10 protein-coding genes and 1 riboswitch are annotated in these 13345 nt (G+C 62.3%); of the genes, 2 read left to right on the forward strand and 8 right to left on the reverse strand.

Annotated features, from left to right (window positions below):
* Positions 1-67 precede the first annotated feature (67 nt).
* The 6 genes from KOM00_RS10550 to fdnG form a co-directional block, all read right to left on the reverse strand.
* Entirely contained in the window at positions 68-529 is a 462-nt protein-coding gene (locus KOM00_RS10550) for a bacteriohemerythrin (RefSeq protein ID WP_216498879.1), read from the reverse strand.
* Positions 530-707: 178 nt separating this feature from the next.
* Entirely contained in the window at positions 708-881 is a 174-nt protein-coding gene (gene tatA, locus KOM00_RS10555) for a twin-arginine translocase TatA/TatE family subunit (protein WP_216498880.1), read from the reverse strand.
* Between the two features lie 73 nt (positions 882-954).
* Positions 955-2355, reverse strand: coding sequence for a formate dehydrogenase accessory sulfurtransferase FdhD (fdhD, locus tag KOM00_RS10560; protein WP_216498881.1), 1401 nt, complete (start codon positions 2353-2355; stop codon positions 955-957).
* 152 nt (positions 2356-2507) lie between these two features.
* Positions 2508-3710 carry an NrfD/PsrC family molybdoenzyme membrane anchor subunit gene (gene nrfD / locus KOM00_RS10565; RefSeq protein WP_216498882.1) on the reverse strand — a complete coding sequence of 401 codons (1203 nt, stop codon included), beginning with the start codon at positions 3708-3710 and terminating at the stop codon, positions 2508-2510.
* A complete protein-coding gene (locus tag KOM00_RS10570) occupies positions 3711-4550 on the reverse strand; it encodes a 4Fe-4S dicluster domain-containing protein (protein WP_216498883.1) in 840 nt (279 codons plus the stop codon). It lies immediately after the preceding gene.
* Positions 4547-7576 (reverse strand): formate dehydrogenase-N subunit alpha, encoded by a 3030-nt coding sequence (fdnG, locus tag KOM00_RS10575; RefSeq protein ID WP_216498884.1) that lies wholly within the window; start codon positions 7574-7576, stop codon positions 4547-4549. The genes KOM00_RS10570 and fdnG overlap by 4 nt, the downstream gene beginning before the upstream one ends.
* Before the next feature lie 268 nt (positions 7577-7844).
* Here fdnG and KOM00_RS10580 point away from each other — a divergent pair, with 268 nt between their 5' ends.
* Both KOM00_RS10580 and KOM00_RS10585 read left to right on the forward strand, forming a co-directional pair.
* A complete protein-coding gene (locus KOM00_RS10580) occupies positions 7845-9212 on the forward strand; it encodes a sigma-54-dependent transcriptional regulator (protein WP_216498885.1) in 1368 nt (455 codons plus the stop codon).
* Positions 9209-11197, forward strand: a complete 1989-nt coding sequence (locus KOM00_RS10585; RefSeq protein WP_216498886.1) for a sensor histidine kinase — start codon at positions 9209-9211, stop codon at positions 11195-11197. Before KOM00_RS10580 ends, KOM00_RS10585 begins: the two co-directional genes overlap by 4 nt.
* A gap of 265 nt (positions 11198-11462) precedes the next feature.
* On the opposite strand, the gene KOM00_RS10590 is transcribed toward KOM00_RS10585, so the two are convergent.
* Positions 11463-11891, reverse strand: a complete 429-nt coding sequence (locus KOM00_RS10590) for an MOSC domain-containing protein (RefSeq protein ID WP_216498887.1) — start codon at positions 11889-11891, stop codon at positions 11463-11465.
* Between the two features lie 16 nt (positions 11892-11907).
* A complete protein-coding gene (gene moaA / locus KOM00_RS10595) occupies positions 11908-12888 on the reverse strand; it encodes a GTP 3',8-cyclase MoaA (RefSeq protein WP_216498888.1) in 981 nt (326 codons plus the stop codon).
* A gap of 322 nt (positions 12889-13210) precedes the next feature.
* A riboswitch (molybdenum cofactor riboswitch) is annotated at positions 13211-13329 on the forward strand.
* Positions 13330-13345: the final 16 nt, after the last annotated feature.

Genomic DNA, 13345 nt, shown 5'->3' on the forward strand with positions numbered 1-13345 from the left:
CCCCTTTTCCTTTGTTCTCCTTTGCCGGCCTCTCGCCGCTATCCAGGGGAAGAGCATCTCGCCAGCGCTACTGTTCGCCGTTCCCCTCGGGGCTCCCGCAGCTGCCGCCATTGCCGTTTCCGTTCTGGCCGGTGTCCTTCAGAAAGTCGATGAATTCCTTGTCCAGCTTGTTGAAGTGGGAGCGGAGCCACTCGCACATGGCAGTGATGACCGCCACGATCATAAGGGTGTTGTCCCCCTGCTCGACGTGCAGCGACTCCAGGCGCAGCACCTCCCTGAAAAAGATCTCGTGCTGCACCTTGTGGGACTGGTAGCCGGGGTACCCAGCCTCCAGCATCAGCTTCTCCTCGTCACGAAAGTGCCAGCGCACGTACTTCTTGAGAAACCACATCAACCTGCCGACCTCTTCGGCGCCCTTCCTGCTTTTGGCCCCCTTGAGCAGGTCGTCGACGCGGCGCAGCAGCTCCCTGTGCTGCTTGTCCACCGCCTCGCTCCCCGTTGCCATGTCCTCGTGCCACTGGGTCAACATTTTCCCGTCTCCTTGTCACGCCACGGCAGCTGCAAGCACCCACCGAAACCGCAGAACCGATTTCTCAACCGGTTACCTGTTAGATCGGCAGATACCCCTCCTCGCTTGAGGACTTTCGTTAAAAAAAAAGCCCCGGGGTCGCCCAGGGCCTGGAAAGTATTGATGGAACCTGCCGAAGCTAGGCCCTTTTCTCCTCGTTCAGCTGGACCACGTCCTCGCCTGCGGAGGCCTTCTTGAAGTTCTTGATGCTGCTCCCCAGGGCCTGTCCCAGCTGGGGGAGCTTGGCGGGGCCGACAACAACGAGGGCTATCACGAGCACGATGATCATTTCCGGCATACCGAATCCAAACATTTACCTTCTCCTTTGAACTCCCGCGCCGGGGAGCTGTTGCGTTGACGCCTCTTGGTTCAGACCGCCCCCTGGGCTAGGCCTGCGCTTGGTGTGTTTGCTCTGCGGCAGGGAGGCTCTCGGTGGCCGGCCTCGCCTTGTCGCCGTTTCTCAACTCGTAGTACTCCTGCGGGGTGTTGATGTTGCTGAAGGAGTCGAACTCCGGATCGAAACCGGCCACCTCGCTGGCGGGGATTTCGTTGACCTTCAACTGCGGCAGGATGGAGACGATGCGCCGCTTTCCCTGCGTGAGGCACTGCTCCATGGCGGCCAGTGCGCTCTTGTTGTACAGCGCGTGCAGCGGTTCGTAGCCGTGCTCGCTTTTCGGGAGCACCAGGTCGCAGTCGCCGCGACGCCCGGCGATGTGCCTGATCAGGGCGGGATCGAGGTGCGGCATGTCGCAGGCGACGGTGAATACGCTGGGGTTGCTGGCCTGGGCGAGCCCCGCGTGGATCCCCGCCAGCGCTCCCATGCCCGGGTAGAGGTCGGGCACCTTGCGGCACGGGAGGAACTGGTACTGTTCCGGGGTGTTGGTCACCAGGATCACCTCGGGGAATATCTCGGAAAGCTCCCGGTAGATGCTCTCGATGAAGCGCCCCCCCTTGTGCGGCAAGAGTGCCTTGTTGCTCCCCATGCGGCTGGAGGCGCCCCCCGCAAGGATCACGCCGGTGACCCCGGCGATCTTCTCAGGACCGGTCGCGCCGATGGCCTCGGGATTGGTGTACACCTTGAAGCTGTCGGCGCGCACGTAGCCGACCAGGGTGATGCCGGCCTCCTCGGCCATCTTCACCGCCATGTCGGTGGGCGAGGTACGCGAGGCGATCAGGTCGATCCCCAAAAGCGACGCCTTGGCGACCAGTTCGGTGGAGACGCGCCCCGAGGTGACCAGTATGGTTCCAGCCAGCGAGATCCCCTTCAGGAGCGCCTCGCCGGCGATTCTGTCAATGGTATTGTGGCGGCCGATGTCCTCGGCATGCAGGAGCAGCGTGTCGCTCCCCACGCCCGCGGAGTGCATCCCGCCGTGGTTCTGGTACCCTTCGCACTTTTGCGCCAGCTGGTTCATCAAGGCGAAGATGGTTTCGGGCGCGTGCACCCTTGTGGGACCGGACTTCTGGACCGGCTTGGGCATGTTGAAGCTGATCCCGGTGCCGCAGCCGGAGGTGAGCACCGGCTTCAGGCGCTCGGGTAGCTCGCCGCGGATGGTGACGCTGGCGGCGCCGAAGTCCTGGCAGATGGCAAGCGCCAGGAAGTCGTCCACCTTGGATACAAAGCCCTGCAGGCGCAGGAAACCGGCCACCAGGAAACGCAGGTCGTGCGGTGAAGCGATCAGGGTCGCCATCTCGCGCCCGTTCACCACCAGCTGCAGGGGGTACTCGTTGACCACCCCGCTTTCCACCTGCTCCATGACGCCCTTCTTGAAACTGTAAATGGTTGCCACCTGCGGACTCCTTGAATCTGATCTGGCTTGAGCTTTTGTCGTCCCCCGCCCTGCCCCTCCCCCGCCTTTTGCGGGAGAGGGGACTTCGGGAGGGTTTCCTCGTACTTCTAAGCTGTTACTGCATAAGATTCAAACGACTGCTGCAACTTCCACTAGGCCTTGGCGGCACCGTGAGCATGGCCTTTCTCGGTTTTGTGGAAGTGGTCCGGGATCGTGTAGTCAACGGTCTCGGGATGGTGCTCGAAGATCGGGAAGTACTTCGCAATCAGCACGAAGAACAGGATGTGCGCCGCGATGATGCCGATGGTCACCACGCTCTCCAGGAAGGAGGGGTAGTAGAAGGTTCCCGGAGCTTCCATGCCGAACATGGAGACGTTGAAGCGGTTCAGGATGACGCCTGCGATCACCAGCCAGGCGGCGGTGGCCCGCAGACGGTTGTTCTCACGCACGTTGCCGTTCATGAGCATGACCAGCGGGAGCAGGACGCCGCAGACGACCTCGACGGCGAAGAGCACCAGGAGGCCCGGACGGTTGAAGAGCGGCCCCTGGGTGAGCGCCACGAGGGAGAACACCTTCACGGTCAGGTACACGGTGATGACCCAGGGAAGTATCTTGGCCAGGGTCTCGAGCAGTTCGCTCTCGTCCGGCTGCCCCATGTACTTGTGGCTCATGGTGGCCTCCACGATGATGATGGAGATGCCGGCGCACATGGCGGAGAGCCAGAACAAAAGCGGCAGCAGCGGGTTGTACCAGAGGCTGTGCAGCTTGTCGACCGCGATCAGGAAGAAGGTCCCGAGCGACGACTGGTGCAGGGTCGAGATGGAGGCCGCAGCGACGACGAGCGGCATCTCGATGGTACGCAGAAGGCGCAGCGGTACGTGGTAGCCGAACTTCTCGCACACCGGCGACAGGAACTCGAGGAAGAGCACCGTGGTGTAGGCGGCGATGCACATGGAAACCTCGAACATTGGGGAGTGCGGGTTCCAGTACACCATGGTGTGCCAGCAGCGCTGCGGCTGACCGAGGTCGAGCAGCAGGCCGACGCAGACCAGGGAGTAGCCGAGGAATCCGGTCACGATGGCCGGACGCACCAGCGGTTCGAGCTTCTTGATGTGGAAGCAGTGCACGATCGCCCCGAGGGTGAAGGCGCCGGCCGCCAGCGGAACGGCGGTGACGACGTCGAAGGAGATCCAGAGACCCCAGGGGAAGGTGTCGTTCAGGTTGGTGGTGACGCCGAGGCCGAACACGAAGCGGGCCAGGGAGGCGAGCGCGCCCAGAGACACGAGGACGATCAGGAACTTAACGAAGCGGTGGTATCCCTTGATCTCGTTAACGATTATCTTTGCAGCGGTCATCTAGCTCTCCTCCTTCGGCGTTGCGCCGGATTTTCTCTGCTCCTCTTCCTTGGCGATCCTCTCCTTCCTGTGGTTGAACCAGGAAAGCAGCGACAGCGAGCTGCCGACGGTGAGGAAGATCCCCGGGACCAGGCGCAGCGCCTGCCAGGTGTAGGACGGGAGAGGACGCTTGGTGACCGGCTTGAAGCCGAGCTCGTCGAAGGGGAGCGCGGTCAGGTAGATGACCGAGGTGCCCCCCGCCTCTTCCGAACCGTAGAGCTTCTTCAGGTACTTCTCCGGACGTGCCGCGATCCTCTTGTTGGCTTCCTTGATCATCTCCTCGCGGTTGCCGTAGGTGATGGCAGAGACGCAGGTGGTGGCGCAGGCCGGCTTCAGACCTTCCTTCACCCTGGAGTAGCAGCCGGTGCACTTTCTCACCAGCGGCAGCGCCTTGCTCCACTCGTACTTGGGCACCCCGAACGGGCAGGCGACCATGCAGAAGCGGCAGCCGATGCAGCGCTCCGCGTCATAGGTGACCGGGCCTTCCTTGGTCTTCTTGAAGGCGCCGACCGGGCAGACCGACGCGCAGGCCGGCTCGTTGCAGTGCATGCACATCTCTTTGTAGAAGGCGAACTCGTTCTGCCCGTTCTTCTCGTAGTCCCGGAACTTGATGCGGGTGAAGGTGTATTCCGACATGAGCGGCGGGTTCTGGTAGCCTTCGCCGGTGAAGAACTCGGTCTTCTCGGCGCCCAACTGGTTCCACTGCTTGCAGGCGACCTGGCAGCCACGGCAGCCGGTGCACTTGGTCATGTCGATCAAGAATGCTTTGCTTTTGTTGAAATCTTGATTCTCGCTGCTCATGCGCGTTTACCCCCTTTCTCGATGTTGCAGAGGAATGCCTTGAATTCGGGGATGCTTGTGTTCGCGCAACCGACCGACGGCGTAAGGACGTTGCCGGAGTCGCCGGTAGCCAGACCTGCATAACCGAAGTGCCAGGGAAGACCTACCTGCTCTACCTCTTTCCCCTGCACGCTAAACGGCTTCAGCCTGGAAGTCACCAGGGCCTTCGCCTCGATGGAGCCGCGCTCCGTGGTCACCTTGACCATGTCGCCGTTGCTGATCCCCTTGGCGCGGGCGAGCGTCTGGGAGATCTCCACGAACATGGTCGGGACCAGTTCCACGAGCCAGGGAAGCGAACGGGTCATGGCGCCGGCCTGCCAGTGCTCGGTCATCCTGTAGGTGGTGCCGACGAACGGGTACTTGGCCGTGTCGCTGGTCATGTTGGCCGGGATCTTCACCGCAGGGTTGGTCTGGGTCTTGGACATGAGGTTCTTGGCCGGGCTTTCCACCGGCTCGTAGTGCTCGGGGAACGGGCCGTCCTTCATGTCCAGGGCGTAGAGACGACCGTGACCTTCGGGGAGCATGATGAAGGGGTACTTCCCTTCCTTGGCGTCGTTCATCGGCGGCCAGGGGCCGTCGGGCACGTCACCCTTCCATTTCTTCTCCAGGGCGTCCCAGGTGATGACGACGCGCTTGGGGTTGAACGGCACGCCGTCGGGGTTGACGGAACCGCGGTTGTAGATGATGCGGCGGTTCACCGGCCAGCACCAGGACCATTTCGGGAACATGCCGAGGCCGGTCGGGTCGGCCAGGTCGCGACGCGCCATCTGGTTCCCTTCCTTGGTGTAGGAGCCGCAGTAGATCCAGCAACCGGATACGGTGGAGCCGTCGTCCTGGAGGTACTTGAACATCGGGACCTGGTCGCCTGCCTTGAACTCCAGGGTCTTGTCCTTGTCGACGATGGTCATGTCCTTGGTGAAGTAGCCGTTGATCTCCTTGGCAACCAGGTGCACTTCCGGCTCCTCGCCCGGGCCGTAGTTCCAGGAGAGCTTGGTGATCGGTTCCGGGAAGGTGCCCCCTTTCTCGTATGCCTTCTTCATCCGCTTGGCGAACTGGTTGATGATCCAGAGGTCGCTCTTCGCGTCAGCGACCGGCTCGACTGCCTTGTAGCGCCACTGGGCCCAGCGGCCGGAGTTGGAGATGGAGCCTTCCTTCTCGACGGAGGAGGCGGCCGGAAGCATGAAGACCTCGGTCTTGATGTCCTTCGGGTTCACGCCGGGGCGCTTCCAGAAGATGGAGGTCTCGGTCTCCCAGAGGTCCACGGTGACGAGCCAGTCGAGTTTCCCCAGCGCTTCGCGGGTCTTGAGCGAATCCGGACCGCCCACGGCGGGGTTCTGGCCCATGCAGACGAGGCCCTGCAGCTCGCCCTTGCCCATCTTCTCCATCAGCTTCATGAAGGAGTAGTTGCCGCTCCTCTTGGGGAGGTAGTCGTAGCAGAAACCGTTTTCCTTGGTGGCGTTGTCGCCGTACCAGGCTTTCAAAAGGCTCACGGTGTACTTCGGGGTGTTGCCCCACCAGTTGGCGCTCTTAGCGTCCTTGGTCTTCGGGGTCCACTTCTCGAGGTAGGCTTTGAGGTCGACGTTGTCAAATTCCGGGGACTTCAGGTAGCCCGGCAGCAGGTGGAAGAGCAGACCGTAATCGGAGGAACCCTGGACGTTGGACTCGCCGCGCAGCGCGTTGACGCCGCCGCCGGCGATGCCGATGTTACCGAGCAGCATCTGCAGCATGGCGGTCGCGCGCACGTTCTGGGTGCCATGGGTGGACTGGGTGATCCCCATGGCGTAGAGGATGGTCCCCGCCTTGTCCGGACGGCCGGTGGCGCAGAAGGCCTTGGCGACGGCGATGTAGTCTTCCTTCTTGGTGCCGGTGATGCTGCAGACCATGTCCACGGTGTAGCGGGAGTAGTGCTTCTTCAGGAGCTGGAACACGCAGCGCGGGTCCTTCAGGCTGTGGTCGCGCTTGGGGTTACCGGCGCCGTCCACAGCGTAGGCCCAGGCCTTCGGGTCGTAGGTCTTCTCCTGGTCGTCGAAGGAGCAGAAGATCCCCTCGTTGAAGTCGTACTTCTCGTTCACGATGAAGGCCGCGTTAGTGTACTCGCGGACGTACTCCTCGTGAATCATGTTGTTTTGCAGCGCGAAGTTGATCATCCCGCCCAGGAAGGCGATGTCGGTGCCGGGACGGATCTGCGCGTAGTGGTCGGCTTTGGAGCCGGTCCTCGTGAAGCGGGGATCGACGGCGAGGAGCTTGCCGCCGTTGTCCATCGCCTGCTCGATCCATTTCATGGAAATCGGGTGGTTCTCGGCCGGGTTGCAACCGATGGCCAGGATGGCATCGGAGTTCTTCAGGTCAATCCAGTGGTTGGTCATTGCCCCACGTCCAAACGAAGCCGCCAGACCGGCGACTGTAGCGGAGTGTCATATTCGGGCTTGGTGTTCGAGGTTCGCGACCCCCATGGAGCGGGCGAACTTGCTCCAGAGGTAGCACTCCTCGTTGTCGAGACCGGCGCCGCCAAGGAATGCCATCCCTTCGGTGCGGTTGACCACGTACTCCTTGTTGTCCTTCTTGTTGATCTCCTTGGCCTTGAAGGACTTGTCGCGCGTCTCCTTCATCTTCTGCGCGATGCGCTCCAGGGCCCAGTCCCACGACTTCTCCTCGAACTTGTCGCTGCCGGGTGCGCGGTACATCACCTTCTGCAGGCGGCGCTCGTTGTTGGCCACCTGGAACAGCGCGCTACCCTTCGAGCAGAGCGCACCCTGGTTGATCGGGTGCTGGGTGTCCCCCTCGATGTTCACGATCTTGCCGTTCTTGGTATGCACCACAAGCCCGCAACCTACCGCGCAGAAAGGACAGATGGTGGTCGAGCTTTTCAGCCCCTTGGTGCGCATCTGCGAGCCGTCTGCGCCGCCCGCTTCTGCTTTTTTGCCGGAGAGGATCAGTGCCGCAGCCGCCGCCCCCCCCTGCAGAAACTCCCGTCGTGAAACTGCCATGTTGAATCTCTCCTTTTTCCATGATAAACGTCGTCGACGCCGGATTAGCACCGCGTATACGGCAATTGCCATGCCAGCGCGTAAACGTTTACCAGAAAAATAGTTGTGTACCGTAAACGTCCGAAATGATAATGTTGTCTGCGCCGCTCGGGAATTTTGCAGAGATGAATATTAATTAATGATTGCGCTGTTTTGTCAAAATGTGTGACATTTTGTCCAAGGTAGGACCCGAGTAACGGCGCGGGAAAGACGCGAGGAGCGCCCCAAAATGACACAAGAAAGAATTCTCATCTGCGACGACGAGGAAGGAATCCTCATCTACCTGAAGAAGCTGTTGCAGACCCAGGGGTACCTGGTGGAGACCTTCAACGCCGGGTCGCAGCTTTTGCGCCGCCTGCGCGAGGGGGACCCGGGGGACGCCGACCTGATCCTTCAGGACGTCAGGATGCCCGACCTGGACGGCATCAGCGTGCTGCAGGAGGTGAAACAGCTCAGGCCCTCGCTTCCCGTCATCATCATGACCGCCTTCGGGACCATCGACGCCGCGGTCGAGGCCATCAAACTGGGGGCCTACGACTACGTGACCAAGCCCTTCCCCAAGGAAAAGATCCTGAGCGTCCTGAAAAACGCCCTGGAGAAGGAGCAGCTGCTGCAGGAGAACCGGGCGCTCAAGAACGAGCTGGGCAAGCCCATCCTGCAGGACGCCATCATCTTCAGAAGCGCCGTCTTCCAGGAGACCTACGACCTCACCCTCCAGGTCGCCGCCAGCGAGGCGAACATCCTGGTGCTGGGCGAATCCGGCACGGGGAAGGAGCTCATCGCCGGCGCCATCCACTACAACAGCCCCAGGCGCGAGCGCCGCTTCCTTTCCATCAACTGCGCGGCCCTCACCGAGACCCTTTTGGAGAGCCAGCTCTTCGGGCACGTGCGCGGCGCCTTCACCGGCGCCATCACCCACCAAAAGGGGCTTCTGGAGGAAGCCGACGGCGGCACCCTTTTCATGGACGAGATCGGCGACATGAGCCTCCCCATCCAGGCGAAGCTCTTGCGCGTGATCCAGGAGCGCGACTTCATCCCGGTGGGCGCCACCCGCAGCAAGAGCGCCGACATCCGCTTCGTCGCCGCCACCAACAAGGACCTCGAGGAGGAGGTGCGCGCCGGGAGGTTCCGCGAGGACCTCTACTACCGCCTGAACGTGATCAACATCCCGCTCCCCCCCCTGCGCGAGAGAAAGGACGACATCGAGCCCCTGGCCCAACACTTCCTCAAGAAGTACAGCCTCAAGATGAAGAAGGAGGTCACCGGGGTGACCCCAGAGGCGCTGCAGCTTTTGTGCGGCTACGACTGGCCCGGCAACATCCGTGAGCTGGAGAACGTGATGGAGCGCGCGGTAATCCTGGCCCGTACCCCGCTGGTGACTCCCAAGGAGCTCCCCATCTGGCGCAGGCAGCAAAAAGTCGCGGCGGCGCCCGCCGAGCCGCAGCTGGTTTCCCTCGAGAACATGGAGAAGGTGCACATCGAGCGCACCCTGCTCGGCACCGGCTACCACAAGAGCCGCTCCGCCGAAATCCTCGGCATTTCCAGGAAGACGCTGGACCGCAAGATCGCCGAGTACGGGATCACCATTCCCGCATGAACATCCCAAGGCTCCGTTTCCCCATCAAGACCAAGCTCACCGTCGCCACACTGATCCCGCTGGCGATCGCCATCCTGATCTGCTGGATGGCCGGCGTCTTCATCCTGAGCGCCAAGGTGGCCGCGCAGGCCCAGGAGAAGGTGCGCTACGACCTCTCCGTGGCGCGCGAGGCCTACCTGAACGAGTTGACGCGCCTCTACGACGCGGTCAAACTCTCCGCCTCCTTCGGCAGGACCTCGGAGACGGTCGCGGCCGCCGACCAGCGTGCCCTGGCCGCCACACTGACGCCGGTGCGCAAAAGCGAGCACCTGGACATCCTGGCGGCCGTGGACGCCTCCGGCAAGGTGATCTTCCGCGCCAACAACCCGCAGCAGTTCGGCGACGAGAAACTGCGCAACCAGTTCGTGGCGCGGGCCCTCAAGGGTGAACTGGTGAGCGGCACCACCATCATCCCCACCAGCGAGCTGACCCTGGAGGGTGAGGAACTGGTGCGCCAGGCGCGGATCACCGTGGCCGGAACCCGGTCCGACCCCACCCCCCCTGCCCCGTTGAACGGGGCCATGTTCCTCTTCGTTGCCGCCCCCGTGCGCGACCAGGCCGGCAACGTGGTGGGCGCCCTCTACGGCGGTGTCCTGTTGAACAACAACAAGAAGCTGGTGGACAAGATAAAGAACGTCGTCTACGAAGGGGCCAAGCTGAACGGCCGCGACGTGGGGAACTCCACCATCTTCCAGGGGGACGTCCGGATCGCCACCAACGTCCCCAACACCGACGGCAGCCGAGCCATCGGGACCAAGCTCTCCGCGCCGGTGTACGACCGCGTCCTTTTGAAAGGTGCCAAGTGGGTGGGAAGGGCCTTCGTGGTGAACGACTGGTATCTGACCGCCTACGAGCCGATCCTGTCGCTGCAGGGGGTGCCCATCGGTGCGCTCTACGTGGGGATGCTGGAGAGCCACTACTCGGCGGTGAAGACCGACATGGCCGTGCTCTTGAGCTTCGTGCTCCTCTTGAGCGGGCTGACCGGCGTCTCCATGGCCGGGTTTCTCGGGCGCAAGCTGGCACAGCCGATCAAGGAGCTGGAGCTTTTGACCAGACGCGTCGCGGCAGGCGAACGTGACGTGCAGAGCAACATCGACTCGCGCGACGAGATCGGCGACCTGGCCGACCGCTTCAACGACATGAGCCGGTCGCTCGGCGAGCGCGAAAACAGCATCATCGAGCTGAATCGCAACCTGGAAGAAAAGGTGCAGCAGAGAACGGCGGAACTGGAGGAGAAGAACCGCCTCCTCGTGCAGACGCGCGAGGAGCTTTTGCGGGTGGAGAAGCTGGCGGCGATCGGCGAGCTGGCTGCGGGCGTCGCCCACGAGATCAACAACCCCATGGCGATCATCCGCGGCAACACGGAGCTATTGCAGCTCTCGGTCCCGGAGGACGCGCCGAACCGGGAGGAAGTCGACACCATCTTCCAGCAGGTGAAACGGGTGGAGCGCATCGTCTCCAACCTTTTGAAGTTCGCCAGGCGCGAGCAGATGGAGCGCGGCGAGGTTCACCTGAACGAGCTGCTGCACGAGATCGTTGGGCAGATGAGACACCAGGTTTCACTGGAGAAGATAGAAGTGCTCGAGTTCTACGCGGAGCAAAGGGCCGTGATCGAAGGGGACCAAGACCAGTTACGGCAGGTGTTCACCAACCTGATCCTGAACGCCGTGCAGGCGATGCCCCGGGGTGGGGTGCTCTGCATCAAGAGCGCTCCGGTGGGAAGCGGCGACAACTACGAGGTGAAGATTTCGGACACCGGGGTCGGCATAGAGCTGGAGAACCTGAGGCAGGTGTTCAACCCCTTCTACACCACCAAGGCCAACGGCACCGGGCTCGGGTTGTCGGTCAGTTACGGCATCATCAGGGAACACGGCGGCTGCATCGACGTGGAAAGCGTTCCCGGACAGGGGAGCAGCTTCACCGTGCTTCTCCCCTGCGAGCGCTAAGCGCCCCACGCTCCCCACAAGAAACGGCCGCGAGCACTTGCGCTTCGCGGCCGTTTCGGTCTTGCATCAGTTGCAGAGTCCATGGGACCTAAGGGACCTAAGGGACCTAAGGGACCTAAGGGGCCTAAGGGGCCTAAGGGGCCTAAGGAGCCTAAGGTCCGCCGGCCTCGAGTGGGGCACCGGAAGAGACACGCCGCTCGCGGCAGTCGGCGCCGCGTCCTCGACAGGTTGCGGGGCCCGTTTCGAGCAGCAGCCAGTCGTGCCCTTACACCACGACCTGGTCTCCCGGCCTGACCACCCCGCCCTTCAGCACCCGGGCGAAGATCCCCTCTTTGGGCATGACGCAGTCGCCGGCCTGGTAGTAGATGGCGCAACGGGTATGGCACTCCTTGCCGATCTGGGTCACCTCGAGGAGGGTCTCCCCCAGTTCGATCTTGGCACCGATGGGAAGGCTCACCAGGTCGACCCCTTCGGTGGTGATGTTCTCGGCGAAATCCCCCTCCTTCACGTCCAGCCCGAGCGCCTGCATCTTGGCGATGCTCTCCTGGGCCAACAGGCTCACCTGGCGGTGCCAGTCGCCGGCATGGCCGTCGCCGACGATCCCGTGCTCCTCGCGCAGGGTGACTTCGGGTACCGGGGTCTTTCTTTCCCCTTTGTTCTTGCTGATGTTGACGGCGATGATCTTTCCGGTCATGCGTTCTCCTTGTTTTTCAGCCCCCCACGCGGGACATGGCGAAAGGTTTGGTTTCAGAGCCCTCGTCGGTCACTTCGTGCCGTCCGGGTTTGGCGGCCACGATGCGCCTGATCTCCTGGCGCAGCAGTTCTGCGTCACCGGTCGCTAGTACCGGTTTCAGGTCAACCCCCTCCCCCGAGAACAGGCACCCTTTGGCGACACCTGACGCTGTGACGCGCAGACGGTTGCAGCCATCGCAGAAGTGCCCGGTCATGGCGGTGATGATCCCGAGCGACCCGGGTGCCCCCTTGATGCGGAAGTTCTTGGACGGGCCGGAGCGCTCGGTGTTGCTGCTTTCCTCGATCTCGTACTCGCGGGCGATGCGTTCCCGGATTTCAGCGCCGGGGACGGTCAGGTCGCGCCAGTCGGCGTCACCGGAAGTGGGCATGTACTCGATGAAGCGCACGGCGTAGGGGCGTTTCAGGGTGAGCGCCGCGAAGTCGAGAATCTCGTCGTCGTTCACGCCCCGCATCACCACCACGTTGATCTTGTGCGGTGGAAAGCCGACCCGCTCCGCCTCTTCGATGCCGTCCAAAACACGCTGCAGTTCGCCTCCCCGGGTGACGGTGGCGAAGATCTCCGGCTTGAGTGAATCCAGGCTGATGTTGAGCCTCTGCACCCCGGCGTCCTTCAGGCCTTGGGCCATCTCCTTCAGGAGCAGACCGTTGGTGGTCAGCACCAGTTCCTTGAGCCCCGGCAACGCGGCAAGGCGCGCCAGGAAATCGACGATCCCCTTGCGCACCAGCGGTTCCCCGCCGGTCACGCGGATCTTCTCGATCCCGGCGGCGACCGCCTCGGCGGAGATCCGGAGCAGGTCCTCGTAGGATAGCATCTCGCAGTGGCCCAGCTTCTCCACGCCCTCTTCCGGCATGCAGTAGCTGCAGCGCAGGTTGCAACGGTCGGTGACCGAGAGGCGCAGGTAATTAATGCGCCTGCCGTAGGTATCTATCAATGACATAATATGTCCTGACTTCAGGTATTTGTCGCGTCAAACTGCAAGATGGGCCTGACCGGTTTTCCAGCAGGCCGACACTGCTTTCGGATACACGCTAAAAACCATACCTTGTTTGGCAAACGGAAATCAACCACTTTAATGAGGGAGATTGGCGAGCGCCCGCGGAGAACCAGGGAAAGTATACGGTAGCCAAACCGAGCCGATCGGGGAGTAAAAACAACGCAAAGACGTGGTGTTGTCGCGCCGTCGATCTGAGTGGGCCGCCCAATCTTAAGCTAAAATAATTGTTTATTTTGCGGCAAATATGCTATCCCTTTGGGAAAATATGCAGAACGTCTCCGAGCCGCGGCCGTCTAAAGGGAAACTCCCCAGGGTGCCGCAGCCGATGGGTGCTGCCGGAAACGGCACCGCCTCCCTCTTGGAAAGGAGAAGCACCGCCGCATCGCGCACGGGCCCCTCT

Origin of the sequence: Geomonas diazotrophica, from assembly GCF_018919385.1 — a bacterium.
In the GTDB taxonomy this organism is placed as follows: Bacteria; Desulfobacterota; Desulfuromonadia; order Geobacterales; family Geobacteraceae; genus Geomonas; species Geomonas diazotrophica.